Origin of the sequence: Halobacterium sp. NMX12-1, from assembly GCF_040435975.1 — an archaeon.
GTDB classification, from domain to species: Archaea; Halobacteriota; Halobacteria; order Halobacteriales; family Halobacteriaceae; genus Halobacterium; species Halobacterium hubeiense.
In genome coordinates this window covers 2,151,663-2,177,797 of record NZ_CP159204.1, presented here as the reverse complement: position 1 = coordinate 2,177,797, position 26,135 = coordinate 2,151,663, and the positions used below count along the sequence as shown (strand labels likewise).

The 26,135-nt window shown below is 68.2% G+C and carries 25 protein-coding genes and 1 tRNA gene; 14 read left to right on the top strand and 12 right to left on the bottom strand.

Going from position 1 to position 26,135, the window contains the following annotated elements; translation table 11 throughout:
• Positions 1-34 precede the first annotated feature (34 nt).
• The 5 genes from ABSL23_RS13215 (at position 35) to ABSL23_RS13195 (ending at position 5,099) form a co-directional block, all read left to right on the top strand.
• Positions 35-2,323, top strand: coding sequence for a cbb3-type cytochrome c oxidase subunit I (locus ABSL23_RS13215; protein ID WP_353634070.1), 2,289 nt, complete (start codon positions 35-37; stop codon positions 2,321-2,323).
• A gap of 58 nt (positions 2,324-2,381) precedes the next feature.
• Positions 2,382-2,466: transfer RNA gene (locus ABSL23_RS13210), tRNA-Leu, on the top strand.
• 144 nt (positions 2,467-2,610) lie between these two features.
• The gene (locus ABSL23_RS13205; RefSeq protein WP_353634069.1) at positions 2,611-3,399 is read left to right on the top strand and encodes an inositol monophosphatase; all 789 of its coding nucleotides are present in this window, start codon (positions 2,611-2,613) and stop codon (positions 3,397-3,399) included.
• A gap of 59 nt (positions 3,400-3,458) precedes the next feature.
• Entirely contained in the window at positions 3,459-3,908 is a 450-nt protein-coding gene (locus ABSL23_RS13200) for an Lrp/AsnC family transcriptional regulator (RefSeq protein WP_059057098.1), read from the top strand.
• 54 nt (positions 3,909-3,962) lie between these two features.
• Positions 3,963-5,099: a DUF63 family protein gene (locus ABSL23_RS13195; protein WP_353634068.1), complete on the top strand. Its 1,137-nt coding sequence runs from the start codon at positions 3,963-3,965 to the stop codon at positions 5,097-5,099.
• Between the two features lie 501 nt (positions 5,100-5,600).
• Here the strand turns inward: ABSL23_RS13195 and ABSL23_RS13190 are convergent.
• The 5 genes from ABSL23_RS13190 to ABSL23_RS13170 form a co-directional block, all read right to left on the bottom strand.
• Positions 5,601-6,122 (bottom strand): hypothetical protein, encoded by a 522-nt coding sequence (locus ABSL23_RS13190; RefSeq protein WP_353634067.1) that lies wholly within the window; start codon positions 6,120-6,122, stop codon positions 5,601-5,603.
• Entirely contained in the window at positions 6,122-6,709 is a 588-nt protein-coding gene (locus ABSL23_RS13185) for a hypothetical protein (RefSeq protein ID WP_353634066.1), read from the bottom strand. Before ABSL23_RS13185 ends, ABSL23_RS13190 begins: the two co-directional genes overlap by 1 nt.
• A 304-nt stretch (positions 6,710-7,013) precedes the next feature.
• Complete coding sequence (locus ABSL23_RS13180; protein WP_353634065.1) at positions 7,014-8,714, bottom strand: YcaO-like family protein; 1,701 nt, start codon at positions 8,712-8,714, stop codon at positions 7,014-7,016.
• Positions 8,715-8,786: 72 nt separating this feature from the next.
• Complete coding sequence (locus ABSL23_RS13175; protein WP_059057095.1) at positions 8,787-9,605, bottom strand: DUF5821 family protein; 819 nt, start codon at positions 9,603-9,605, stop codon at positions 8,787-8,789.
• A 75-nt stretch (positions 9,606-9,680) separates the two neighbouring features.
• Entirely contained in the window at positions 9,681-11,774 is a 2,094-nt protein-coding gene (locus ABSL23_RS13170; protein WP_353634064.1) for a hypothetical protein, read from the bottom strand.
• 104 nt (positions 11,775-11,878) lie between these two features.
• On the opposite strand from ABSL23_RS13170, the gene glyA reads away from it, so the two are divergent.
• Together glyA and ABSL23_RS13160 are read left to right on the top strand one after the other, a co-directional pair.
• The gene (glyA, locus tag ABSL23_RS13165) at positions 11,879-13,126 is read left to right on the top strand and encodes a serine hydroxymethyltransferase (protein WP_353634063.1); all 1,248 of its coding nucleotides are present in this window, start codon (positions 11,879-11,881) and stop codon (positions 13,124-13,126) included.
• Positions 13,127-13,218: 92 nt separating this feature from the next.
• The gene (locus tag ABSL23_RS13160; RefSeq protein ID WP_353634062.1) at positions 13,219-14,112 is read left to right on the top strand and encodes a bifunctional methylenetetrahydrofolate dehydrogenase/methenyltetrahydrofolate cyclohydrolase; all 894 of its coding nucleotides are present in this window, start codon (positions 13,219-13,221) and stop codon (positions 14,110-14,112) included.
• 69 nt (positions 14,113-14,181) lie between these two features.
• Here ABSL23_RS13160 and ABSL23_RS13155 read toward each other — a convergent pair whose 3' ends face one another.
• On the bottom strand, positions 14,182-15,462 hold the full coding sequence (locus ABSL23_RS13155) for a hypothetical protein (RefSeq protein ID WP_353634061.1): 1,281 nt from the start codon (positions 15,460-15,462) through the stop codon (positions 14,182-14,184).
• A gap of 67 nt (positions 15,463-15,529) precedes the next feature.
• On the bottom strand, positions 15,530-16,240 hold the full coding sequence (locus tag ABSL23_RS13150; RefSeq protein WP_353634060.1) for a TFIIB-type zinc ribbon-containing protein: 711 nt from the start codon (positions 16,238-16,240) through the stop codon (positions 15,530-15,532).
• Positions 16,241-16,339: 99 nt separating this feature from the next.
• Here ABSL23_RS13150 and ABSL23_RS13145 point away from each other — a divergent pair, with 99 nt between their 5' ends.
• Positions 16,340-17,623: an alpha/beta fold hydrolase gene (locus ABSL23_RS13145; protein WP_353634059.1), complete on the top strand. Its 1,284-nt coding sequence runs from the start codon at positions 16,340-16,342 to the stop codon at positions 17,621-17,623.
• Between the two features lies 1 nt (position 17,624).
• Here the strand turns inward: ABSL23_RS13145 and ABSL23_RS13140 are convergent, their stop codons facing one another.
• Entirely contained in the window at positions 17,625-18,539 is a 915-nt protein-coding gene (locus ABSL23_RS13140) for a glycosyltransferase (RefSeq protein WP_353634058.1), read from the bottom strand.
• A 190-nt stretch (positions 18,540-18,729) separates the two neighbouring features.
• On the opposite strand from ABSL23_RS13140, the gene ABSL23_RS13135 reads away from it, so the two are divergent.
• From ABSL23_RS13135 to ABSL23_RS13125, 3 genes are read left to right on the top strand one after another with little or no spacing between them, the layout of a single operon-like run.
• Positions 18,730-19,179 (top strand): hypothetical protein, encoded by a 450-nt coding sequence (locus ABSL23_RS13135; protein WP_353635383.1) that lies wholly within the window; start codon positions 18,730-18,732, stop codon positions 19,177-19,179.
• A 31-nt stretch (positions 19,180-19,210) separates the two neighbouring features.
• On the top strand, positions 19,211-20,122 hold the full coding sequence (locus tag ABSL23_RS13130; protein ID WP_353634057.1) for a DUF1028 domain-containing protein: 912 nt from the start codon (positions 19,211-19,213) through the stop codon (positions 20,120-20,122).
• Between the two features lie 37 nt (positions 20,123-20,159).
• Positions 20,160-20,306, top strand: coding sequence for a hypothetical protein (locus ABSL23_RS13125; RefSeq protein WP_169793401.1), 147 nt, complete (start codon positions 20,160-20,162; stop codon positions 20,304-20,306).
• Positions 20,307-20,604: 298 nt separating this feature from the next.
• On the opposite strand, the gene ABSL23_RS13120 is transcribed toward ABSL23_RS13125, so the two are convergent.
• The 3 genes from ABSL23_RS13120 to ABSL23_RS13110 form a co-directional block, all read right to left on the bottom strand.
• Positions 20,605-20,811: a cold shock domain-containing protein gene (locus ABSL23_RS13120; RefSeq protein ID WP_059057085.1), complete on the bottom strand. Its 207-nt coding sequence runs from the start codon at positions 20,809-20,811 to the stop codon at positions 20,605-20,607.
• Between the two features lie 111 nt (positions 20,812-20,922).
• Positions 20,923-22,515 (bottom strand): DASS family sodium-coupled anion symporter, encoded by a 1,593-nt coding sequence (locus ABSL23_RS13115; protein ID WP_353634056.1) that lies wholly within the window; start codon positions 22,513-22,515, stop codon positions 20,923-20,925.
• A gap of 64 nt (positions 22,516-22,579) precedes the next feature.
• Positions 22,580-22,825, bottom strand: coding sequence for a hypothetical protein (locus tag ABSL23_RS13110; RefSeq protein ID WP_353634055.1), 246 nt, complete (start codon positions 22,823-22,825; stop codon positions 22,580-22,582).
• A 176-nt stretch (positions 22,826-23,001) separates the two neighbouring features.
• On the opposite strand from ABSL23_RS13110, the gene ABSL23_RS13105 reads away from it, so the two are divergent.
• Both ABSL23_RS13105 and ABSL23_RS13100 read left to right on the top strand, forming a co-directional pair.
• Complete coding sequence (locus tag ABSL23_RS13105; RefSeq protein WP_058983503.1) at positions 23,002-23,280, top strand: PadR family transcriptional regulator; 279 nt, start codon at positions 23,002-23,004, stop codon at positions 23,278-23,280.
• Positions 23,281-23,282: 2 nt separating this feature from the next.
• Positions 23,283-23,525 carry a hypothetical protein gene (locus tag ABSL23_RS13100; protein ID WP_353634054.1) on the top strand — a complete coding sequence of 81 codons (243 nt, stop codon included), beginning with the start codon at positions 23,283-23,285 and terminating at the stop codon, positions 23,523-23,525.
• On the opposite strand, the gene ABSL23_RS13095 is transcribed toward ABSL23_RS13100, so the two are convergent.
• Positions 23,526-24,677 (bottom strand): AI-2E family transporter, encoded by a 1,152-nt coding sequence (locus ABSL23_RS13095; protein ID WP_353634053.1) that lies wholly within the window; start codon positions 24,675-24,677, stop codon positions 23,526-23,528.
• Positions 24,678-24,774: 97 nt separating this feature from the next.
• Between ABSL23_RS13095 and ABSL23_RS13090 the strand changes: the two genes are divergently transcribed.
• Complete coding sequence (locus ABSL23_RS13090; protein ID WP_353634052.1) at positions 24,775-26,079, top strand: MgtC/SapB family protein; 1,305 nt, start codon at positions 24,775-24,777, stop codon at positions 26,077-26,079.
• Positions 26,080-26,135: the final 56 nt, after the last annotated feature.

Here is a 26,135-nt window from a genome sequence, read left to right as displayed (position 1 = left end):
CAGCCTTTTCCTGCGTCGCACTGAACGCCGCAATATGGACGTCACTAGGTCCACGCTCGCGAAGATACTCGCGGTCGTGTTCGTCCTGAACCTCGTCGTCATGGGCGCCGGTGCCGCCTACTCCTACCAGCACCAGCCGCCGATTCCCGACGAAGTCGTCGGGCCCGACGGCGACGTGGTCGCCACCCACGAGTCGATTCAGGACGGCAAGGCCGTCTTCCAGTCGAACGGGCTCATGAACCACGGGTCGATTCTCGGCAACGGCGCGTACTTCGGCGAGGACTACACCGCCGACGCGCTCGAACTGAAGACCCAGTTCATGCAGGAGTACTACGCGGACGAGCGCTACGGTGAGGCGTACGACGACCTCTCCGCCGAACAGCAGGCCGGCGTGGACAGCCGCGTGACCGCCGACCTCGACCGCTCGATGTCCGGCGAGAGCGCCGAATACACCGCCGCCGAGGCGTACGCCCACGAGCAGGTGCGCGAGGTGTACGTCGAGCGCTACCACGAGGGCGACGCCGAGCGCGGCGTCCCCGAGGGCATGGTCGAGTCCGCCGACGGCGCCCGCAAGTTCGCGGACTTCGCGATGTGGACGGCGCTGGTCTCGCACGCCGAGCGGCCCGGCACCGACCACAGCTACACCAACGACTGGCCGTACAACCCGCTGGCCGGCAACGAACCCACCGGCGGGACGATGGTGTGGAGCGCCATCGCGATGGTGTTGCTCGTCGGCGGCGCCGGCCTCGGCGTCTGGCTGTACAACTCCATCGACCTCCCGGAGCCGTCCACGAAGGGCATCGAAGTGCCGAACCCCGCGGACGTCGACTTGCTCCCCAGCCAGCGCGCCGCCACCCGGTTCATACCAGTCGCGGCGCTGCTGTTCGTCGGACAGGTGTTACTGGGGGCGCTGCTCGCGCACTACTACGTCGAACGCGACGCGTTCTTCGGCATCGGCGAAGCGCTCGGCGTCGACGTCATCCAGTGGCTGCCGTTCGCCATCTCGAAGACCTACCACCTCGACCTCGGCATCCTGTGGATTGCCACGATGTGGATCGGCGCCGGGCTGTTCCTCCCCGGCCTCCTGACCGGCCACGAGCCCGACCACCAGGAGTCCGCCATCAACGGCCTACTCGGCACGCTGCTGGTGGTCGTCGTCGGCGGGTTCGTCGGCATCTACCTCGGCTCGAAGGGCTTCTTCGACGGCCAGCTGTGGTGGCTGCTCGGCAACGAAGGACTGGAGTACGTCGAAGTCGGCCGCGTCTGGCAGGTCGGGCTGCTGCTCGGGTTCGCCATCTGGGCGTTCCTCGCGTACCGCGGCCTCAAGCCGCTGCTCGCCCGCGAGCAGCGCTTCGGGCTCGCGCACATGATTCTGTACGCGGGCGGCTCCATCGGCCTGCTGTTCGTCGCCGGGATGCTGTACACGCCCGACACGAACATCGTGATGACGGAGTTCTGGCGGTGGTGGGTCGTCCACATGTGGGTGGAGGGCGCCTTCGAGTTCTTCATCGTCGCCATCGTCGGCATCACGCTCGTCTCCATGGGCTTGCTGCGCAAGCGCTCCGCGGAGAAAGCCGTCGCCCTTCAGGTGCTGTTCGTGATGGGCAGCGGCGTCATCGGCGTCAGCCACCACTACTGGTGGATCGGCCAGCCCGACGTCTGGATTCCGTTCGGGAGCGTCTTCTCCACGCTCGAACTCGTCCCGCTCATCCTCATCCTCTTCGAGGCTCTCGGGCAGTACCGCGCGCTCTCGAAGAGCGGCGAGACGTTCCACTACAAGCTCCCGTTCGCGTTCATCATCGCCTCGGGGGCGTGGAACTTCGTCGGCGCGGGCGTGCTCGGGTTCTTCATCAACCTCCCGCTCATCAACTACTACGAGCACGGCACCTACCTCACGGTCGCGCACGCTCACGCCGCGATGTTCGGCGCGTTCGGCTTCCTCGCGCTCGGCATGGCGACGTACATGCTGCGGCTCTCCGTCGACCCCGAGAAGTGGAACGGGAAGCGGCTCTGGTGGGCGTTCTGGCTGTGGAACGCCGGCCTCGCCGTGATGGTCGGCCTCTCCCTGCTGCCCGTGGGCTTCCTCCAGCTGGAGGCCGCGTTCACGGAGGGGTACGCGGTCGCGCGGTCGCTTGAGTTCTACAACCGCGACCTCGTCCAGTTGCTGTTCTGGGCGCGGTTCCCCGGGGACACGATGCTCATCCTCGGCACCGTCGTCTTCGCCTACGACGTCGTCCGCAAGCGCTTCCTGCTCCGCGACGTCGAGGAGGACGCCTCCACGGGACCGGTCGCCTCGCGCGTGCTCAGCGACGACGACGACTGAGCGCCCCCGTGGGGATTCGCAACGCCTAAACCCCGCACGCGCCGACTACGCACCGCGTGCGAGGGTAGCCAAGCTCGGCCAACGGCGACGGACTCAAGATCCGTTCTCGTAGGAGTTCGAGGGTTCGAATCCCTTCCCTCGCATCGCCGGCGCCTCGCGCGCCGCGGGATGCGGGAAGTCCGCGAGGCGGACTTCCCTCGCAAAAACGCTTCTGTGTGACTGCCCGGACAGCGACGGCGACGTTTCGGACCGACGACTCTTTGGGGCGGCGGGCCGCGTCTCCGGGCATGAACGAGGACCGCGCGAGCGTCGCCGAACGCGCCGCGCTCGCAGGCAGCGAAGTCGCCTTTGAGGCGTTCCGCACGGGCATCGACGTGGAGACGAAGTCCGGGAAGACGGACGTGGTCACGCAGGCCGACCGGGACGCCCAGCGCCGCGTCATCGAGGTGATTCGGGAGACCCACCCCGAGGACGCCATCGTCGGCGAGGAGGAAGACGAGCTGAAGGCGGTCCCCGACACGGGCGCGGCGTGGGTCGTCGACCCCATCGACGGCACGAACAACTTCGTGCGCGACACCCAGATTTGGGCGACCTCCGTCGCCGCGGTGAAGGACGGCGAGACGCTCGCCGCCGCGAACGTGCTGCCCGCGCTCGGCGACACCTACCTCGCCGGCGACGGCGACGTGACGCGCAACGGCGAGGCGGTGACGGTCAGCGAGAAGACCGACCCGGAGACGTTCGCCGTCGCGCCCACAATCTGGTGGGACTTCGACGCGCGCGACGAGTACGCCCGCGCCTGCGAGGCCATCGTCACGCGGTTCGCGGACCTGCGGCGGTACGGCTGCGCGCAGGCCGTCCTCTCGATGGTCGCCAGCGGCCAACTGGAGGGCGCGCTCACGAACGTCACCGTGAACGCGTGGGACTCCGTCGCCGGCGTCCACCTCGTCCGGCAGGCCGGCGGCGTCGTCACCGACGTCCACGGCGACCGCTGGGAGCCCGGCTGTGAGGGGCTCGTCGCGTCCAACGGCGAAGCCCACGACGTCGTTCTGGAGGCGGCACAGGAGATTCAGGGGTAGCCGTCGCGAATCTCGGGCGAGCAGTAAGCGTATTGGGGACCTCTCCCGACGGTTCGCGTATGGAGTTAGACGAGACGGACCGCGAGATTCTGCGGGCGCTCCAGGCGGACGCCCGCAAGCCGTTCAGCGAAATCGCCCGCGAAATCGAGATGTCGAGTGCGACCGTCCACGACCGCGTCAACCGCATGGAGGAAGCCGGCGTCATCCGCGGTTACCACGCCGACGTCGACCCGAAGGCCGCCGGGTTCGGCACCTCCGCGGTCGTCGGCCTGCGCGTCGAACAGGGCCGCGAGCAGGACGCCCTCGACCGCCTCGCGGACATCGACGGCGTCCAGGAGATTCACCTCACGACCGGCGAGTGGGACATCATCCTGCGCGTGTACGCCGAGGACACCGACACGCTCCGCGAACTCATGTTCGAGGAGATCGCGGACGTCGACGGGTTCGCGCGCTCGCAGACGATGGTCGTCCTCGCCACCGAGTACGAGTCCCACGAACTCCCCCTGTAGCCCGCGCGGGCGCAGACCACAACGATAAAACAGCCACCGGCCGCGTCTCCGAACATGACCTTCCCCGAAACTGACCGCGAGCGCGCGTGGACCGCGGTCGTCGGCGTCGCCGTCCTCGCCCTCGTCGGCGGGTCGCTGCTGTTCCCCGACACCGTCTACGGTGACTTCGTCTGGCACTACTTCTGGGGGCCGGTCGTCGCCGACGCCAACGGCGCGCAGTGTGCGGTCTGGAACGGCGGCGCCGTCCAGCACGTCTACAGCTCGACGGCGTGCGCGAGCGCGACCGAACCGGTCGCCTACCCCGGCTACACGCTCGTCTCCGAGGTCGGGTACGCGGTCACGCTGCTCGTCTCGCTGGTCGGCGTCACGTTCCTCCTCGACCACCTCGAAGTCGGCGAGGACCTGCGCCTGCTGTACGCGCTGTTCCCGTTCGTTCTGCTCGGCGGCGCGCTCCGCGTCGTCGAGGACGCCAACGACGCCGCCGCGGCCGCCCCGGGCGTCGAGCAGTTCCTCGACTTCCCCGTGAACACGCTCATCATCAGCCCCGTCATCTACTTCGTGATGTTCGTCATCACGCTCGCGGCGCTGGTCGCCTGCGTGTTCCTCGCGCGCCGCACCACCGTCGTCGAGGACTACTACCGACCGCTCGCGGGCGCCGGCACCGCCCTCCTCGCGGCGACCGTCGGCTTCCTCGTCTACCTCTCCGCGACTACGGAGTACGTCTCCCTCCTCCCGCAGTTCACGGTGCTCACGCTCCTGTTCGCCACCGTCATCACGGCCGCCGTCTGGTACTACGTCCGCCGCTCGCTCCCCGACGTCGCCTCCGGCACCGAGTTCGCCGGCGCGGTCGTCCTCTGGGCGCACGCCGTCGACGGCGTCGCGAACGTCATCGGCCTCGACTGGGCCGCCGAACTCGGCCTCGCCCGCGACCTCGTCCCCAAACACCCCGTCAACGCCGCCGTCGTCGACATCACCCAGAACGTCCTCCCCGCCTCCGTCATCCAGTACACCGGCGACGCGTGGCCGTTCCTCCTCCTCAAAATCGCCGCCGCGCTGTTCGTCCTCTGGCTGTTCAACGCCGAACTCCGCGAGGAAGCCCCCCGGTACTTCACGCTCATGCTCGTCGCCGTCGTCGCTGTTGGATTGGGTCCGGGGAGTCGGGACATGCTGAGAGCGACGTTTGGCATCTGAAAGCCACTTTTTGCGCTGCGCTCGGCGGCTTCGCCGCCTCGCTCGGCAAAAACTTGGTGAAAAAGCACTCCTCGCTCCCGTTGGTCGCTCGCCGGCCCGCGCTCACTTCGTTCGCGCGGTGAATCGCGGCGCGAGCGCCGCAAATACTAGCAGTAACTCAGCATTTGGACACCCCCGTTCAACTATCAGAACTATTAGTTTTAAGGCGTTCTACCATACAAATACCAAAGAGTGCGGTTAAGCCGCTAATTCAAAATACACCGGCGTTACGGAAGAGAGAGTTACGTTCAGTTGTTAACGAACAGAATACGATCTAATACTAGATCACCCCAAATGAGGACAGCACTTATGACCATCATAGCGAATAGCGTATTTTTGTCAATATCAAATCCTAGAAAAACAGGATATATAAACCAAGCCCCAACGAATACTACCGCCTTGCTCCCCCAGATCCCTTTCGTCTCGGAAACTAAAATTCTTAGTTCCCGTAGTATATCTTCCTTAGACATTAACCTCACTCCAGCTCCACCGGAGAAGTTTGTACATCACTAATGCAACCATAAAGGCAGAGAGCATAATAACAGGGGCTGCTCCAGTTGAAATCCCATACCAAGCCCCAGTAATTCCGATTAGAGTTAGAACTAAACTGGTTGCAATAACCACCCCTGCCTGTCGGATTTCTTGAAGTTCCTCGGGGGTTTGGGACGGGGATTGGTTTGTTTCCATCTCTGGCTGTACGGTTTCCTCTACGTCGTCACGAGGGATAGTCTCTGCGAGAGTCTGTATTTGCTCTTCAGAAAGCTCTTGTACAATCTCAATTTCATTTGCAATGACCTTCAGCTGTTCTGGTTCGAGTGCTTCAGATAATTCATCCGCGGTGAAAGGTGGATAGCCATCAGATGCTAATAAACGGATGGCACGAGCTAGTGCCTCTGCTTGAACCGATTTGTCTAAATCATCAAAACTAGTTGCGTCACTGTATGCATTGTTTGACGTATCAGGGGAAGGATCGATCCCACTCATTATTCTAACTTATTAGATATTTCTTCAACGTTCTCTATAAGGATTAAGTCCTCCCGTGCGACTCCTCTTGAAACAAAGAAATATTCACTATTTTCGCCATTTACCGACACCTTCCCACCATCATCGGCCACTACTGTAGTGTTGAATGCCACCATTCCGGGTTCCACAACAGGAATTATATTTTTGATAACTTCTGACTCACCGACAGATAATTCGGGGATTTCCCAGGCTGATGCGTGTGATAGAGTATTACTCTGATATCGTACCTTATCGATTTTTATTTCACCACCGGGGAAGAACTGGTCCCCATCATTAGTGACATCTAGGTGAAACGCGTTCTGATCACCAGCAACTACTTCAGCCATACCAATTTTGTCATCGTATGATGGCTGTTCATCGCCATAAATACCCATAGAGTGGAAATATTTCTGACCGAGAGACAAATGATAATCTATCTCTTCGGTATCTTCCCCATCTTCTCCTTGTATAGATTCAAGTATCTTTTCTGGGTCTAAGTCATCCAATGTTGGATTCTTAGAACCATCCCTTTGCTTGGAATCCACAGAACTTCCCTCGTTTTCAGACATTCTTACCACCCTTACTAGCAGTCATGTTGAATTGAAATACTAACGCATCCCTGTTATATCCATGGTTAATCCTACCCGGCCTCTTCTCTATATTCCATCCCGGAAGAAGGTGGTTTCCGAATGCGTATGGAAAGAGAATCCGGAAAGCCGGCATGAATATCTGTTACCCGTCCTCTCCGGGATAATTCCAAAATTTCGTCTTCCACCTCAGGATTGCCGAAGTTTGGAGAAGCAGAGCGATTCATCATCTAAACTCGCTAACTGAGTCCCCATCTCGTGCTAACCGACGAAGTAGAGAAACGCCTCAGGGGAACGGATGGAACGGCTTGTCCAGCCGCGCCTGAAAGCCCAATTCCCGCGGAACGTCTCGCGCTCGCTCGCCGAAGAACGCCTCGTCCACGAACAGCGGCTGGGCTTCCGGCACTAACACTCGCACAGCCTCGAAGCCCGCGTCCGCCAAGTCGCGCGTCGTGAGGCGGGCGGCGTAGGCGTCGAGGTCGGCGTCCGCGAGCGCGTCGAGGACGGCGTCGAGTTCGGCGCGGCCTTCCGGCGGGTCGTCGGGGCCGACGTCGCCGGCGGGGATGGTCGTCTCCGGGTCCACGAAGCCGCGGACGTCGCGCGGGAAGTCCGCGTACTTGCCGATGGCGCCGTCCTCCGTGGCGGCCTGCTCGGGGCCCATCGCGCGCAGTTCCATCCAGTTCTGGAGGGCTTCGCAGAGCGCGCCCCGGGCGGCGGCGTCGGCGTCGAGGTCGGCGGCGGACCCGAGCGCGAACCGCGGCCACTCGTCGCGGTGGACCGCGACCGCGACCACGGGCACGTCCACGTCCTGCGTGCACAGCAGCGCCGTCACGTCCAGATTCTCGGCGCTCGCGCGGCGTTCGAGCTCGTCGAAGCCCGGGTCTTCGACGCGGAGGCCGAGCGGGTCGAACGTGGAGTACCACGACAGCATCGTGGCGTCGCGCTCGACGGCCTCGTAGAGGCCCGACAGCACCGCGCCGACGCCCGAATTCCCGAGGCCGAGGCCGGTCGTAATCGTGCCCGGGCGGCTCTCGGGCGGCGGGAAGACGACGCGGTCCGCGGGGAGTAGCGCCGACTCGCCCGAGTCGAGGTGTTCGCCGCGCACCCACTCGGTTTCGTCCGGCTCGTCGCCCGCGCTCTCGGGGCGGACGAAGCGCTCGGGCGGGACGGCGTCCTCGTGGTCGCGGGGTGCGGTCTCGAAGTCGGCTTCGCGGTAGACGCCGGCGGCGTAGCGCTCGAAGCCCTCGCCGACGGCCTTCATGTAGGCGGCGTTCCAGTCGGCGGCGACGCCCGCGGCCTGCGTCGATGCCTCGGCGTCGCTGAACCCCGTGGTGTCGGTCCCCATCGCGAGGTAGTACGGCGCGGGGAACGACTCGCGCTCGCCGACCGCCGACAGCACGCCCACGCGGTCGTCCACGAGCGGCTCGGCGGCCGCGAGCGCGTCGTCCAGCGACCGGTCCGCGTCGTCCAGCGGGAGTTCCGGGCTCGGGCCGTCGCTCGCGCACGAGCAGTTCGGGACGGGCGCCAGCGTTCGCTCGGCGTGCGGGAGTTCGAGGACGGTTCCGGGCGCGGCGTCCCCGCGCAGGGCGTCGACTGCGAGGCGGCCGGCGTGCGCGCCCGCGAGCCGGACCGCGCTCCGGTCGGCGCTCGGCGATTCTGCCGGTTCGTGGCCCGTCGCGGTCACGCGCGCCGCCAAACACTCGAAACACGGCCCCTCCGGCGCGAGCAGGGAGACGCCTGCGTCCACGCCCGCCAGCGGGCGGCCGCCGAGCCCGCCGACCTCGACGGTGAGCAGGGGCGTGCCGCCCTTGCGGGCGTACTCGTTTGCGGTACCGAACCCGCCGGAGCCGGCGACGCCGACGACGACGGCGAACTCCGCGGTCTCGACGCCCGCGACGGCCGCGGCTTCCACGGCGGCGTCTACGTCCGCGAGCGCGTCCCGAACGGCTTCGACGGCCGGGCCGTCGCCGACGACGGCGACGGTCACGGCGACTCCTCCAGTGGCATAGCTACGGGGTGGGGCGACGCGGGGAAAACAGTACGGGATTCGGCGGAGGGCTTACGTGAGGACCGACTGGGCGACGTTCGCCAGTTCCGCGGGCGGCGCGTCCTCGAGGCGGTCGTCGGCGAGCTTGAGGCGGAGCCGCGGCCGGCCGACGTCGATGGGGACCTTCTCGGTGTCGATGAGCCCGAGGTCTTCGAGCTTCGTCTTCGTGCGGGAGAACGTCGCCTTCGACGCGATGCCGACGTCCTCGCCCCACTTGCTGATGTCGTAGAGCAGTTCGCGGTTCTTCGCGGCGACCAGCAGGCTGACGGTGACCTCGTCGAGGCCGTCGCCGTCGCCGCGGGCGGTCTCCATGGACGCCAGCACCGCATCGAAGTCGGCCTCGACGTCGGGACTGATGTCCTCGTCGAGCGTCTGCCGGACGCGGTCGATGGCGGGCGTGCGGAGCGTGAACGCCTCGGCGTCGTCCCAGTCGTCGGCGACGGCGTCGTAGGCGGTCTCGGTGAACTCGGCGTCGTCGGTGGTGAGGCCGCCGACGAGCCCCCCGACGCCGACGAGCGCGACCGTGCGGTCCTCGGTGACGAGCATCGAACTCCGCGCGTCGCCGTCGAAGACGCGAAGCTCGAGGTCGCCGGCTTCGACGAGGTTCGCGGCGTTGCTCGCGACGATGAAGTCGTCGGTCACGTCCTTCAGCGTGCGCTCGTCGCCGAGCAGGCGGATGGACGGGAGCTCCCCCTCGTGGGCGTTGGCGGCGTCGACGAGTTCCTCGACGGTCTCGCCGGCGGGGTTCACCACGAACAGCTCGCCGGGCTCGGCGTCGAGGACGGTGCGGACGACGGCGTCCACGCTGGTCCCCAGTAGATTCTGTGACATCTCTGGGTGCGTATAGGGTCACGACGTATTTAATTTTACCGGACGTGAGACCAGTAAAACCGCGATAATCGAGCGCTATCGGCGGCTTTCGCCCGTTTTCGCGTCGCGGACGCTCGGGCGAAGCAGCGCGGCGGCCTCGTCGGACCAGTAGAACTCCCCGTCGACGACGACCGGGTGGTCGGCGTCCGCCAGCAGGTCCGCCAGCTCTGGTGCGGGAACCTCGAACTCCGTGGGGTTCCCGCAGAGCCGCGGCTTCGACGCGGCCGCGTCGACGTCGTACCAACAACCGTGGCTGTCCGCGGCGACGTACTCGTAGGTCACCTCGCAGGTCCCGTCGCCGTCGCGCTCGACGTGTGCGACGCGCGCGCCGTCGCCGTCCGTCCGGGAGAGCGTCTGCATCCCGTCCCCGACCACGGCGTAGTCTTTCCCCATCCGGATGCGGCGGCGCGCCAGCCGGAGCGCCGTCTCGATGGGGAAGCCGTGGACGAGCAGCTCCGCGAACGCGATGCCGACCTTCGCGGCCTGCTCGTCCAGCACCTTCCGCAGTGTCACCGCGCCGGCGACGCTCCCGCGCTCCACCAGGTCCACGCCCTCGTAGTAGGAGCCGCAGGCGTTCAGGAAGAACGTCTCGACGTTCGTCTCCGGGACGTCCTCGACGGCGAGGTTGCCGTCCGCGCAGCGCAGCCCCTCGACCTCGCAGTGGCCGATGTAGTGGAGAAATTCGTAGTGGCCGCCGAGCACGTCCGCCAGCTCCTCGCGGGTGAGGTCCTCGAAGAAGGAGACGTCCATCGGCAGCGACTCGGCGTGCGCCTCGTAGACGTCCGCGACCGCCTCGTGCTCGCCGGTCATGCTGCGGTCGTTGAGCACTACCGCGACCGACAGCTCTTCCGTGTGCTCGCGCTGGTAGTCGAGGTGGTTGCGGTAGGCCGCGGGCTGGCTCTTGAACACGTCGATGGGCGTGCCGTCCGCGAGCCAGCCCTGCCAACGACCGTCCCGGAGCTTCGGTTTCAGCATCTCGACGCTGGCGACGGGGCCGGGCGGCCCGCGGTAGAAGTCGTCGAGCGTGCGCTCCAGTAGCTCCTCGCTCTCCAACGCGGCGGTCTCGGGCGGGTAGACGAGCGCCAGCCGGTCGAGGAGGAACGGTAGCGTCTCGACGTGGTCGAGGCTGGGCGCGACGTGCATCGAGAGGTGCCACTCCGGGAGGTCGTCGGCGACGCGCTCGAACGGCGCGTCGAGGTACGTCGCGAGCCGGTCGGCGGGCGTCGCGTCGTAGGCCGCGACCGGGTCCACGTCGAGGACGTCCAGCAGGTCGTGCTCGGCGAGCGTCACGTCCCCGGGCTCGCGGGCGGGCACGGCGCGGCGCTGTTCGGGCGGGACGGCCGTGCGGACCAGACAGTCCAGCCAGAAGACGCGCGCCAGCAACTCCGGCACCTCCACGGTCAGCGAGTCGAACGCGTAGTTCACGTCCGCATCGGGCGCGCGCAGCCGCGGCGCCACGCCGGCTTCGACGGTGACCTCGGCGCCGAGGTAGTACGCCAGCGGCGCCGCGACGAACAGGTCCGCAAGCGAGCGCGGGAGCCGGAGTTCGACGCCCGTCTCGGGCGTCTCCGCGGCGACCGCCTCGGGCACGTCCACCGCGTCCCCGAACGCGAACTGCGGCGGGTGAGAACGCTGGTGTCGCGCCGACCGGTCCGGCGTCGTCGTGCGATGGGCGGCCGCGGCGTGGGTTACCGCGGTCGCGACGCCGTCCAGCGTCTTCGGGATGGTGATTGTTTCAGCGGGTGCGCGGACGTCGCTGCGGAAGCCGATTGCGATGTCCGTCGGCGCGTCGAAGGTGACGGTAACCCGGTCGCCGCGCTCCACGACCGCGGGGCCGTCGAAGCCGACGCGGACGTCGAGCGCGCCACCGGCTTCGAGGACGTACTCGCCGGCGGCGAGGCGGCGGCGCTCGCCGGTCGCCAGCGGGGTGCGCGCGCCGCCCGCGGCCACCGACGCGTCGCTGGCTGGCACGGAGAGTTCGGTGGCGACGCCGGCCACCGTGGCGTCCGCTGGCCACCCGAGCGCCCGCCCCCCGCGGACGCGCTTCCAGTCGGGGGCGCGAACCGTCACCTCGTTGCCGGCCGCGTCGGCCGCAGCCACTCCGGTTCCGGTTTCCTCCCACTGAATCACGCGGCTGTCACGTACTCCCAGCGGACTTATATTTCTGTCGAGGAGCGGGGGTGAATTATGGCGTCCTCGGTAGACTTATGCCGCGCGCACCGGCCACTCTAGGCATGAGCTACGACGATGTCCGGGAGGTCGACCCGGCAGTCGCGGACGCGCTCGTCGGCGAGCGCCACCGGCAGAACGAGACGCTGGCGATGATTGCAAGCGAGAACCACGCCAGCGAAGCCGTCCTGCAAGCCCAGAGCAGCGAGCTCACGAACAAGTACGCCGAGGGCTACCCCGGCGAGCGCTACTACGGCGGCTGCGAGTTCGCGGACGACGTCGAGGAACTCGCCATCGAGCGCGCGAAAGAGCTGTTCGGCGCCGACCACGCCAACGTCCAGCCCCACAGCGGCTCGTCGGCGAACATGGGCGTCTACTTCTCCGTGCTGGAGCCCGGCGACAAGATTCTCTCGCTGGACCTCACGCACGGCGGCCACCTCAGCCACGGTCACCCCGCGAACTTCGCGGGCCAGCTGTACGAGGTCGAGCAGTACGAGGTCGACGCCGACACCGGCCGGCTGGACTACGAGTGGCTGCGCGAGACCGCCGAGCAGTTCGAGCCCGACATGATTGTCTCGGGGTTCTCGGCGTACCCCCGGGAGGTCGAGTGGGAGCGCATCCAGGAGGCCGCCGACGCCGTCGGCGCCTACCACATGGCGGACATCGCGCACATCACGGGCCTCGTCGCGGCGGGCGAACACCCCTCGCCGGTCGGCGTCGCGGACTTCGTGACCGGCTCGACGCACAAGACGATTCGCGCGGGCCGCGGCGGCATCATCATGTGCGACGAGGAGTACGCCGACGACGTGGACTCGGCGGTGTTCCCGGGCGCGCAGGGCGGCCCGCTGATGCACAACATCGCGGGGAAGGCGGTCGGCTTCAAGGAGGCGCTCGACGACTCCTTCGACGAGTACGCCGAACAGGTCGTTCGCAACGCCGAGGTGCTCGGTGAGACGCTCCAGGACCACGGCTTCTCGCTGGTCTCGGGCGGCACCGACACCCACCTCGTGCTCGTGGACCTCCGCGACTCCCACCCCGACGTCTCCGGCGGCGACGCCGAGGAAGCCCTCGAAGAGGTCGGCATCGTCCTGAACGCCAACACCGTGCCGGACGAGTCGCGGTCCGCGTTCGACCCGTCGGGCATCCGCGCCGGCACGCCCGCGCTGACGACCCGCGGCTTCGACGAGGAGGCGATGGAGACGGTCGGCGACTGCATCGCGAAGGTCGTGGACAACGTCGGCGACGCCGAGGTGTACGCCGAGGTCGCCGCGACCGTCGAGGACCTCTGCCGCGAACACCCGCTGTACGAGTGACTGTTGGGCGTTCGTGAATATTCTTCACGGACGAACCGCTGTTTTGTGCACGAACCGCCGAATTGAAGGCGGGCGAGCGCGGAGTTTCCGTCATGACGAGTATCATCGACGGGAACGCCGTCGCCGCCGACATCCGGGAAGAACTCGCGGACTCCGTGGCGACGCTGAAGGACGCCGGCGTCACGCCGCGGCTCGCGACTGTCCTGATGAACGACAAGCAGGCCAGCGAGACGTACGTCTCGATGAAACAGCGCGACTGCGAGGAGATCGGCATCGCCGCCGAGGACGTCCGCATCGACTCCGACGCGCCCGCCGAGGAGCTGTTCGACACGGTCGCGGAGCTCAACGCCCGCGAGGACGTCCACGGCATCCTCGTGCAGGACCCGACTCCCGAGCACGTCCCCGACGAGCGCGTGCTCTCCGCGGTCGACCCCGCGAAGGACGTGGACGGCTTCCACCCCGAGAACGTCGGGAAACTCGTCGCCGGGAACGCGCGCTTCAAGCCCTGCACGCCCCACGGCATCCAGAAGCTCCTCGAAAGCGAGGGCGTGGACACCGAGGGCAAGGAGGTCGTCGTGGTCGGCCGCTCGAACATCGTCGGAAAGCCGCTCGCGAACCTCCTCGTGCAGAAGGGCGCGGGCGGCAACGCCACCGTCACCGTCTGTCACAGCCGCACCGACGACCTCGCCGCGCACACGCGCCGCGCGGACGTCGTCGTCGCGGCCGCCGGCGTCACCGAACTCGTGGACGGCTCGATGCTCTCCGAGGGCACCGTCGTCATCGATGTCGGCATCAACCGCGTGGACGCCGACACCGAGAAGGGCTACGAGCTCGTCGGCGACGTCGAGTTCGAGAGCGCCAAGGAGAAGGCCAGCGCCATCACGCCCGTTCCCGGCGGCGTCGGCCCGATGACGCGCGCGATGCTGCTCTACAACACCGTGAAGGCCGCCGGCGAGCAGACCGGCGTCGACGTGACGCTTCCCTGACCGCGAGTTCGTCGCTCCTACTGTCTGCGGCGCTGCTCGCCCCGACTTCTCGACGGGAAGGCGCTCGTCTCACTCGGTGTTCCAGGACACGATGCCCGTTCCGAGGTAGTAACCGACGTCGCCGTCCGTGCTCCGGACGCCGGCGAACCCGAAGGTGTACTCCCCGCTCGTCGGTTCGTCGTGGAGCGCGAATGACGACGCGTTCCCGTCGGCGCCCGCCGTCACGTAGACGGCCTCGCCGGGTTCCAGGCGCACGTCGGTCGTGACGGTCGCCGCCCGTTCGGGCGGGCGGAGGCCGCTCCTCGCGTTACGCGGCTCGCCGCTGCGGACCTCCCCGTGGAGGGGGTCGTTCCTCGCGAAGATGTCCAGTGAGGTGTTCGCGGGGAGGGCCGCTCCGCCCGTGTTCCGGAGTTCGACGGCGCGGCCGTCCTCCACTATCGACACCGAGAGCTGCGGGATGTCGTCCATCCAGGCCGGCGGCCCCGTCCACTCCACGCCCGTCTGCAGTGAGACGTTCCACGCGTAGCGCTCCTCGGTGCCGTCGTCGGCACTCTGAGTGGTCGACGACGTAGCCTCGTAGACGACCCCGTCGGGCGTGACGAGCACTCGGCCGTCGAAGTCCGTCATCGAATCTGCGGCGTCGCCCGAGGCGTCGTCGGCGGTCAACTCGACGAGTGTCCGGTCACCGCGCTCGACGGTGCCGTTGACGCTGTAGTTGCCCAGATGAAGCGGGGTCCCAAGGTCGGTGCGTCGGCCGAATGCCTCACCCCCTGGCTTGTACGTTTCGAGGAGGTAGGTGACGTTCTGGAAGCCCCGGTGGACCGTCCCCAGCTCCGGGCGGGTCGAGGCGTACACCCGGCTGTAGCCGCGCGACCCGTTCCAGTAGGTCTCCTCAACGACTCTGCCCCCGTCGCTGGTGTTCTCGTCGCGGCTGCTGTAGAACGGCCGCCCGTCCGCTCCGTGGCCGTAGGTTCGGGAGACGGTCTGGTTCGGACCGGTCATCCCGTAGGTGAACACCACGGAGGCGTTCGCCGTCGCGGCGAAGTGCGCGTCCAGCAGCGCGGAGACGTTCGCGAGCGTGCCGTTCTCGGCGACGCCCGGCGGGTACTCCTCGACGCCGACGTTCGGCGACCACGTGCCGTTCCCGGTATCGACGCCGGTCGAACTGGCGGGAACTTCGGGCTCCGGAGCGGGCGCGTCGTCAGCGGTGGTCGTGGTCGCGGCACCCGTGGTAGCCGCGTCACTGCTCGTGGCTGTGCTGCTCGGCCCCGTGCCGCCGCTACAGCCGGCCGTGACGAGGAGGAGGGCGATGCAGACGGCGAGAGCCGTCCGTCGTGTCGGAGACCTCATAAGATGAATCGACGACGCTGACTACTAAAAGAAATGCGGTGGACCGCCCGGCCTCGAAACGTCCGAGCTACCGCGCCAAGGCGTCCAGACGGGTGCGCGCCCGCTCGACGCCCGACTCGTCGCCGCGGAGCGCGTCCGCGATGGCGCGCGTCGCTTCGACCAGTCGCTCCGAGTCCTCGGGAGCCACGTCGCCGTCCAGCGCCTGCACGCGCTTGGCGTGGTCGCGGAGGCGTTCGAGCAGTCCGCGCTCGGGCTCGGGCACCTCGCCGCCGCAGTACGTCCGCACGTCCGTCCGGTAGTGGTCGACCGCCGCCGCGTACGCGAGTCCGCGAACCGCCCGCAGGGCTTCGGGCACTTCGTCGGGCGCGGGCCGCTCGCCGTCCTCGGCGCCGTTCAACAGCGCGAGCACGTAGCGCTCCGCGTCGTCGCTGGTGCGGAGCGCGTCCCCGAGCAGGACCGCCGCGCGCCGCAGTTCCTGCGCCGCGAGGTAGGTGTCGTCGAGGTCGAGGAGGTCGCCGCCCGAGACGAACCCCCGGGACTGGCAGTAGTCGCGGCACGCGTCCGCCGCGGGGTCGAGCGCGCCGCGCAGGTCGCCGTCGGCGGCGGCCTCGCGGGCGGCCGAGAGGTCGAGGTCGGCGTTCCCGTCCGTGTGCGTGCTCCGCTCGCCGACGCCGACGCTGCGCATGCTCCTGCAGTCGGGGCACTCCACGCTCCCCGTCTCGTAGTACGACCACCGCGTCCCACACGACTTGCACTCCCGCTCGCCGCGCACGTCCATGCGTCGCCTTTGGGGAGCGCGCGGCAAAACACCCGTGTCTCGCGTCCCATTGTCACACCACCAACCTATTTGCCGCGGACTCGTCAACCGTCAGTCTAGATGGCTCTCGAAACCAACACGGTCCGCGAGACCGCCCGCGAGTTCGCGGTCCGCGTGGCGGACGGCGACCCCGCGGCCGCCGCCGACCTGCTCTCCGACGACGGCCGGGAGGCAGTCGTCGACGCCTACCCCGACGACCTCGGCGACGTCGCCGACGCCGAGGACGCCCTCGAACAGTTCTGGTACGGGCTCTACGGCGAGTACGGCGACTTCGAGGGCGTCGAGACGCTGGCAGTCGAGGCGCCGTGCGCGCTCGCCGAGCTGGGGTTCGCGGACGGCACGCAGACGCTGGAGTTGGGCGTCGAGGACGGCGCCGTCGTCGCGTTCTCGCTGCCGACCGCCCACGAGCCGCCCGCGTACGCCGACCTCGACGCGTTCGACGAGCGCGAGGTGACCGTCGATGCCGGCGACGTCGCCCTCGACGGCGTGCTCGCGGTCCCGGACGGCGACGGACCGTTCCCGGGCGTCGTGCTCGTCCACGGCGCGGGCATCCACGACCCCGACGGCGGCCTCTCGAACGTGCTCAAGGACTTCGCGTGGGGGCTGGCGACCGAGGGCGTCGCCGTCCTCCGGTACGCGAAGCGCTTGCGCGACCACGACGTCCCCACCGAGGAGTACACGCTCGACAACGTGGTCGTGGACGACGCCGTCGCCGCGGTCGACGAACTCGCGGCGACCGACGCGGTGAGCGAGGAGAGCGTGTTCGTCGCCGGCCACAGTCAGGGCGGAACCGCCGCGCCGCGAATCGCGGACCGGCACGGGGGCGTCGCGGGCGTCGCGAACCTCGACGGCGCCGTCCAGCAGGTCAGCGACCCGGAGACGCCGGTGCTCCGGTACGAGTTCGAGCCCGACGGCGACCTCTCCGACGAACAGGAAGCCGAACTGGCGGCGCTCCGCGAGCAACTGCGCCGCGTCGCGGACGGCGACTACGACCCCGACGAGGAGGTGTTCGGGCGGCCGGGCCGGTGGCACGACAGCCTCCGGGAGTACGACGCCGGCGCGACCGCCGAAGCGCTGGACGCGCCCGCGTTCGTCGCGACGTCGGGGCGCGCCGACCCCGACGTTCAGCCGGAGCTCGTGACGTTCCACGAGCAGCGGTACGCGGAGTGGAACAGTCTCGACCTCCCCGAGGGGAGCCGCGTGGAGCGCTACCCCGAGGTCGGCCACTACTTCAGGGACGCCCACGAGCCGACGACGATGGCGCACCTCTACTTCGCGGACAACGTCGCTGGCGAGGTCGTCGCCGACCTCGCGACGTGGGTCGAAACGGTCGCGGACGCGTAGCTCAGTCCTCGACGACCTCGACGTCGAACTTCCCGCGCCAGCGGTAGCGCCGGCCGCCCCAGACGAACGTCCGGCGCGCGTGCGCGTAGACGCCGAGCGGAATCGCCGCCAGCGCCGCGGGGTACGCGAGCAGCGCGGTCCAGCGGCGAACCCCGAACGCCGCGTAGACGCCCGCGACGAACCCGGTGAGGCCGACCGCGGCGGACAGCGGCGCGAACAGGCACGCGAGGGAGAGCGCGAGCGTCACCAGCGCCGTGACGACGTGCCCGCCGGGGTCGTGGGTGGCGACGATTTTCGTGAACCGGACGTGGCGCTCCAGCGTCCGCCGGAGCGTGCCGCCGACTTCGACGCGGCGCGCGCGCCGCAGCGGCGTGACGTCGAGGCGCTCGGCGAGCAGGCCGTCGTCGCTGACCGTCCGGCGGAGGTCCGCGAGGAACGCGTCGGCGTCGAGGTCGTCGCGCTCGAAGGCGACCGCGCCCGCCCACGCCTGGTCGGTGGCGTAGACGCCGAGCGTGCCGCCGAGCGCGTAGACGGGTTCCAGCAGCTTCGACAGCGGGTCGCGGCCGACGAAGAACGGGAGCTCGGAGACGGGACCGTGGCGCTCGTAGTCGGCGTTGAGCGTCGCCAGCCAGTCCGGCGGGTGGTGGAAGTCGTCGTCGGTCCACACGATGCGGTCGTGCGCGGCGGCCTCCATCCCCGCGGCGATAGCGTTGGCCTTCCCCGAACACGCCTCGGGCTCGCCGGCGAACACGAGGGCAGTCTGCTCGGGGAGGTCGCCCGCGCGCTCGGCGACCGGGTCCGCCTCGGTGTCGCAGACGACCAGCAGTTCGTCCTCGGGGCGGAGCTGGGACGCTACCTCCTCGCAGGCGTCGGTCCACTCGACGGTCGGCAACAGGACGGTCGTCGGCGGCGCCATGCGTCGGTGTTCCCGGAGTCGGGTGAAAAATCGAACGGCGGCCCGGGGTCGAGTCGTGGCGCACGGTCGGACAGGTGGGTCTGTCCCACCACCGGAGTTAACTGGGTGTGTCCGCAACCACCGCTCACGATGCCGAGTCAGAATCTGACGACGCCGGCAGCCGAGGATAGAGTAAGCCACGGCGACGTGGCTGGTCGAGAAATCCGACCGCTCGCCTGACCACCACGTCGAGCGCCGCGGCGGCCGGGTCGCCGTCACCGTCGGCGACGAGGAACTGCTTCTCTCCCGCGAGGACGCCGCCGAGCTACGCGACTCGCTGGACGACGCGCTGACGGCCCGGGAGGCGTTCGTGAACACTGTCGGCGTCCACCGCGCGGACGGCAGCTACGTCGTGGAGCGGCGGGGCGCCGACTCCGCCGGCAACCGCAAGGTGTTCGACTCCTTCGACGCGCTGGCGCGGCTCTGCCAGCGACTGCCCGCGGAGTTCACCGCCGACGACCTCTCCACGACGGGGTTGACGGCGGGCCGCCGGCACATGGTGCTGTGGCACCTCGTCGAGCACCCCGAGTTCGACGTCTCGCTGGCGAACCGGCAGCCGTTGACCGCCGAGAAGACGGCAACGGAGGTGGTCGAGCCGTAGGCTTTTGGCCGCGGGCGGCCACCTGCCGGCCATGACGTTCTCCATCGTCGCGCGCGACCCCGAGACCGACGCGGTCGGGGTCGCCGTGCAGTCGAAGTTCGTCGGCGTCGGCGCGGTCGTCCCGTTCGCCAGCGCCGACGCGGGCGCCATCGCCACGCAGAGTTTCGCGAACGTCGCGTACGGCCCGGACGGACTCGACCTGCTCCGCGACGGCTACTCGGCCGACGAAGTAATCGAGCGACTCACCGCCGACGACGAGGACGCCCCGCAACGCCAAGTCGGAATCGTGGGGCAGGACGGCTCGGTGGCTGCGTTCACGGGCGAGGAGTGCTTCGACCACGCCAGCGACCGGCAGGGCGAGCACTACACCGTACAGGGGAACATTCTGGAGAACCGCGAGACCGTGGACGCGATGGCCGACACGTTCGAGGCGACCGACGGCGGCCTCCCGGAGAAGCTCATCGCGGCACTGCACGCGGGCAACGAGGCGGGCGGCGACCAGCGCGGCGAGCAGTCCGCGGCGCTGTACGTCGCCAAGCCCGAGGGCGGCTACGACGGCGGGAACGACCGCTGGATCGACGTGCGCGTGGACGACCACGAGCACCCGATCGACGAGCTGGAGCGCGTGTTCCGCGTCTACGACGTCACGCTCCTCGAACGCGAGGACCCCGAACAGTACCGCGAACTCGACGGCGACACCGCCGAAGCCGTCGAGGGAGCGCTCGCGAGCCTCGGGTTCTACGACGGGACGCCGTCCGGCGACTTTGGGGACGAGGCGCGGGAGGCGCTGGAGGCGTTCCGCGGGATGAACAACTTCGAGAACCACGACCTCGACGCGCTGGAGGACGCGCTCGCCCGCGGCTGGGACGACGCCGACGGCGACGGCGAGGAGAAGCTGGTGAACGCCATCTGGCACGGGCTCTCGCGCCTCGACCGGCGGTAACACGGCAATTGATACGGCCGGCGCTCCGACGGCCGGTATGCGCAGCGAGGACGAGATCCGCGAGCAGTACGAGTTTCTCGCCGAACAGCTCGACTCCGAGGAGATGAACCACGAGGGCGTCCGCGAGATGTTCACGTACTACCGGCGCGCGCTCGGCTGGGTGCTCGAAGAAGAGCACATGTAGCGGCAGCCGTTACTGCCGGGGATAGGTTTATTATCGTCGCCCGTTTTGACCCAAGTGACGCTTCGCTTTGGAGGGCCGAAGCGTCAGCGGGGACCAATTCAGGGCGGCTGCGGGGCCGATTTTTCGGCTCCGCATCCTTTTCCGTTGCACCGAACTCGGAGCCACAGCGTCACGGACGTCGCTCACGAGTGACTGTCGTAGTTCGTTGTATCGCGTGCAGAGCCGCCGCTCGGACGCGTAATCGGCGAAAAATTCGGGAGTGTCGGCTGTCGCTGTCAGCGACAGGTGGGTCGTCGGATTACAGTCGGACGACGTTCGCCGCGCGCGGGCCCTTCGGGGAGGACTCGATGTCGAACTCCACCTCGGTGCCCTCGGTGAGGTCTTCACCGCCGACGTCTTCCATGTGGAAGAACACGTCTTCGTCGTCGTCGAGGTCGCCGTCGTCAGTCGAAATGAAACCGTAGCCGCCAGTGTCGTTGAAGAAGTCAACGTTGCCTGCTGCCATTACGACCAGAGAGAGACGCGTTACACGGATAACAGTTCCGAGAGGTAAGGTAGCACGGCCGTCGCGGAGTCCCACCGCGACGAGTCCGCCGAAGCGGGGCGTCCGGCCGGGCTACCAGAGGAACATCGGCCAGACGAACTGGAACAGCAGCCAGATGAACAGCGTCAGCACCGCGGTCATGAGGAGGTTGAGGACGACGCCGGCGCGCATCATGTCGCGCTGTTCGAGGTAGCCGGAGCCGAACACGATGGCGTTGGGCGGCGTCGCGACCGGGAGCGCGAACGCGAAGCTCGCGGCGATGGCGCCGCTGACCGAGAGGAAGATGGCTGCGGACTCCTCGGCGAGCCCGAGCGTCGCGGCGAGGATGCCGCCGATGGAGACGAGCACGGGCACGATGATGGTGGCGGTGGCGGTGTTGGAGGTCATCTCGGTGAGGAAGATGACCAGCAGGACGACGGCGGCGACGATGGCTACGATGGGGAGGCCGGTGAGCGAGCCGAAGATGGTCTCGGCGATCCAGCGCGTCGCGCCGCTGTTCGCGAACCCGGAGGCCAGCGAGAGGCCACCGCCGAACAGGAGGATGGTCCCCCAGTCGATGTCCACGAGGTCCTCCCACTCGGTGGTGTCCGCGAGCACGAGCGTGGGGATGGCATAGAGGCCGACCATCACGTAGTACAGCAGGCCCTGATAGCCGCCCTCGGTGCCGAACAGCGTCTGGCCGCTGCCGCCGAACAGCGTGGTGTGGAGGACGTTCGCGGTGTCGGTGCTGAGGCCGACGGTCTCGAACAGCCACCAGACGGGGCCGCCGAGGCCGCCCAGCACCCAGAGACCGGCGGTCGCGGTGAAGATGTACGCGACGCGGCGGCCGCGCGTGCTCAGCTCGCCTTCCTCGCGGAGGTAGCGCCGCGCTTCCTCGCGCGCGCCGCTGACGTCCTCGATTTCCGGCGGGAACAGCCAGTACGTGAGGACGTACCAGACGATGGGGAGCGTGACGACGACGATGGGGAGGCCGATGAGCAGCCAGTCGGCGAACCCGATTTCGTAGCCCAGTTGGTCGTTGAGCACGCCGGCGACGACGGCGTTCGGCGGGGTGCCGATGAGCGTGCCGACGCCGCCGACGCTGGCGCCGTACGCGGTCCCGAGGAGGGTCGCGACCTGAACGTTCGTGGTGGGGTCGTCGTCACCGGCTTCGGTGAGCTCGTCGCGGCCGACGACCTGCGCGAGCACGCCGACCGCGATGGGCGTCATCATCGCGCTGGTGGCGGTGTTCGAGACCCACATCGAGAGGATGGCCGTCGCGACCATCACGGCGAGGATGAGCTTGCGGGGGCTGGAGCCCATGCGCGCCATGATGTACAGCGCGATGCGGCGGTCGATGTCGTACTTCTGGAGCGCGTTCGCGAGCATGAACCCCGCGATGAACAGGAAGATGAGGTGGTCGGCGAACGGCGCGAGCGCGTCGTCGAGGTCGCCGAACACGCCGAACGCGGTCAGCAGCGCGGGAATCGAGAGTGCGGTGACCGCCAGCGGGAGCGCGCCGGTCACCCAGAGCACGCCCGCGAACGCCATCGTGGCGATGGCGTACTTCCCTTCGAGTGCGAGGCCTTCGGGGGTCGGTGCGAGCGCGATGACTGCGGTGACTGCGAGCGCGAGCCCGAACACCGCGAGCCGTCCGCGCGTCGAGCGAACGTCCATCTGTATCATTGATACACGACCACTGGCGACTGCTATCGTTAATGATTAACGGATTCACTCTCGGCGGGGTGGCTCAGAAGTGCTCGACGAGGGCGGCCACCTGCTCGTCGTCGAGTTCGGCCGCGTAGAGGGCGAACAGCTCGCGGCGGCGGTCCGCGGAGAGGCCGCGGTTCCCGCCTTCGAGCATCGAGACGTGGGCCTGCTGGAGGTTCGGGACCTCCCGCTCGACGTCGCGCTGGCTGAAGTCGGCGGCGACGCGGAGCAGTCGCCACGCTGTCGGCGAGACGTCCGCGAGGTCGTGGGCGTCCGCGCCGGCCATGTGAGCGTGTCGCCGGCCGGCCGGCATAAAGTTCGGGGGACCGCCGCGACCCCGCTCCCGGAGTCACCGATTTCGACATGTCACTTCGGTACAGGCCGGGCAGTTGTCGGCAACCGCCATCGCAATCCCCTACGCTTATGCTCTACCAGTCGAAAAACGTAACGAGAGTAAGACATATGTACGACCTGACAGGGTTTCAACGAGACCTCCTCTACGTCGTCGCCGGACTGGACGAGCCCCACGGCCTCGCCATCAAGGAGGAACTCGAGGAGTACTACGAGTCCGAGATCCACCACGGCCGCCTCTACCCCAACCTCGACACGCTCGTGGACAAGGGCCTCGTGGACAAGGGCCAGCTCGACCAGCGCACCAACTACTACACGCTCACCCGCCGCGGCCGCCGCGAAATCGCCGCGCGCCGCGAGTGGGAACAGCAGTACGTCGACCTCGACTAGCCGTGGTCTCCTCGCGGACCGCCACCGCCGCCGTGGGCGTGCTCGCGAGTCTCGCCGTCAGCGTCGCCGCGTGGGTCGTCTTCGACGTCGCCGTCTTCTTCCTCGCGGTCCCGCTGATTCCGCTGTTGTTCCGGCGACGCAGTGAGGAACCCACCGTCTACGAGTGTCCGGAGTGCGGGTTCCGAACGCGCGACCCCGAGTTCGCGTACTGCCCGCGCGACGGCACCGGCCTCGAAGCGCGCTGACTAGGACTCCTCGGCTTCTCCCTCCGACTCGAACTCCGAGACGTGGGTCTGCTCGCCCTCGTCGGCGGTCAGCACGTCCCCGCCGAGCGCTTCCGGGGAGATCTCCTCGCCGGCCAGCAGCTCCGGGAGCACGAGCCGGGCGAAGTGGACGACGAACACGAGCGCGAGCGGGCCGAGGAACAGCCCGTACCAGCCCCACAGCAGCGGCCCGAAGACGTACGACAGAATCACCAGCCCGAGGTGGATGTCCCGGCCGGAGACGTACGGCCGCAACAGCAAGTCGGGGATGAAGTCCACGACCACCGCGGCGACGGCGACGAACACCGCGACGAACCCGTACCCCGTGCCGCTCTGGAACGCGACGAACGCCAGCCACCCCGCCAGCGGCATCCACACGAGCTTGATGCCGACGACCGGAACGAGGCTCGCGATGCCCGTGATGAGCCCGAACAGCACCGGGTAGGGGATGGCGATGCCCGCGGGGGAGAGCGCGTCCAGCGTCCCGTACGACACCGCGGCGATGACGCCGGTGGCGAACGCGAAGACGATGTTCCCGAAGAACACCGTCGAGAGGTCGCGGTCGACCGCCCGCGCGTACGCCTCCGCGACGCCGCTGCCGTCCGTGAACCGGCGCTGGAACCAGCCGCCGAGCCGGTGGTCGTCCCGGAGCAGGTAGAACGCGACGATGACGACCGCGAACAGGTGGACGAACAGCGTGCCGAGGAACCCGACGTACTGCAAGGCGTTGCTCGCCGTCGACGCCAGCGCCTCTTGCACGGACGGCTGATTCAGGAACGCCTGCGGGTCCTGCACGATGGTAGAGACGTCGAGGTAGGGGCCGAGGAGCGCCTCGACCTGCCCGAGGTCGACGTTCTGCGCGTCCACGAAGCGGTCCAGCTCCTGCAGGCCGACCGCGGTGGTGTAGGCGACGACCAGCATCGCGGGCAGCGCCAGCGTCACCAGCGCCACCACCGCCCGAATCGTCGGGCGGGGAATCCAGCGTTCGAGCCGGCGGTAGACCGGCCGCGTCGCGTAGTAGACGAACACCCCGAGCACGAACGTCCCGAGGAACGAGTAGACGGTGAACGCGAGCACGCCAGTGAGTACGGCGGCGCCCGCCCACCACGCGAGCCGACCGCGGTCGAGGTCCATTACGTACGCTACCGGCGGGCCGACGCAAAAAGATTCGCCAGCCACCAGGTCCGAGCGAGCCCGCAACTTTTTGCCCGCCGACGGTGAACGGCCGAGAGTGCCCGGTATCTTCGAGTCGCTGGCGGACGTTCCGGTGGACAGCCGCGTCGTCCGCCTCGCGCTGTCGGTCGCGCTCGGGCTGTTCATCGGCCTCGAACGCGAGTGGGCCCAGAAGGCGGCGGGCATCCGCACGTTCGCGCTCGTCAGCGTCCTCGCAACCATCTTCACCGAAGTGGACACGGAGCGCTGCGCGGACGCCGCGGGCGTCTGCCCGCCGTACCTCTCCAGCGTCGGCGCGGCGTTCGTCATCGTCGTCACGGGCGTCCTGATGGTCTCGGGGATGCGCGACGAGGACGAGGGACTGCACCTGACGACCGCGGTGAGCCTGATGGTGGCGTACGGCGTCGGCGTGCTCGTCGCCGTCGACGCGGTGTTGCCCGCGACGGTCGTCGCCGTCACCAGCTCCGTCCTGCTGGTGTTCAAGCGCGAGCTCCACGGGTTCGCGTGGGGGCTCTCCCGGGAGGAACTGCGCTCGACGTTCGAGTTCGCGATTCTGGCGTTCGTCGTCTACCCGCTGTTGCCGGCCGGCAACGTCGCGCTCGGGTCGGGGACGTACGCGGTCGAAATCGAGCCCCGCGTCGTCTGGCTGATGGTCGTGTTCGTCGCCGGCATCGGCATCGTGAACTACGTCGTCGTGAAGACGTACGGCGGCCGCGGCATCGCCGTCACGGGGTTCTTCGGCGGGCTGGCGTCCTCGACGGCGGTCGTCGGCACGATGCTCGACCACGTCGGCCAGCGCGCGGAGGCGGCGTCGTACGCGGTCGCGGGCGTGCTGTTGGCGAACGCCGCGATGGCGCTGCGGAACCTCCTCATCGTCGTTGTGTTCACGCTCTCGACGGGCGTGCTGGTGTCGGCGACCGTCCCGCTGGTGGTCATCGTCCTCGGCTGCGTCGGCGTCGCGGCGGCCACCGCAGACTGGACGACGCGCGTCGAGATGGAGCTGGAGAGCCCGTTCTCGATGCGGAACGCGCTGGCGTTCGGCGCGATGTTCCTCGTCGTCGTGGTCGCCGGCGGGCTCGCGCAGACCCAGTTCGGCTCCGCGGGCCTCTACGCGACCGCCATCCTCTCGGGGCTGGTGTCCAGCGCGGGCGCGACCACTTCCGCCATCGTGCTCTACCGGACGGGCGCAATCTCGGAGACTGCCGCCACCGTCGCCGTGCTGCTGGCGACCGCCTCCTCCATCGGCGTGAAGGTCGCGCTCACGGCGACCAGCGACAACCGCTCGTTCGCGTACCGCGTCGCGGGGTACAGCGTGGTCCTGCTCGTGGCGGGCGGGGTCGCGACCGCCGCCGTCGCGCTCTGAGGCGCGGTGAAGCTTGCCTGAACCGTAACGAATCGCTTTTGTCGGCGGCCCGGGCA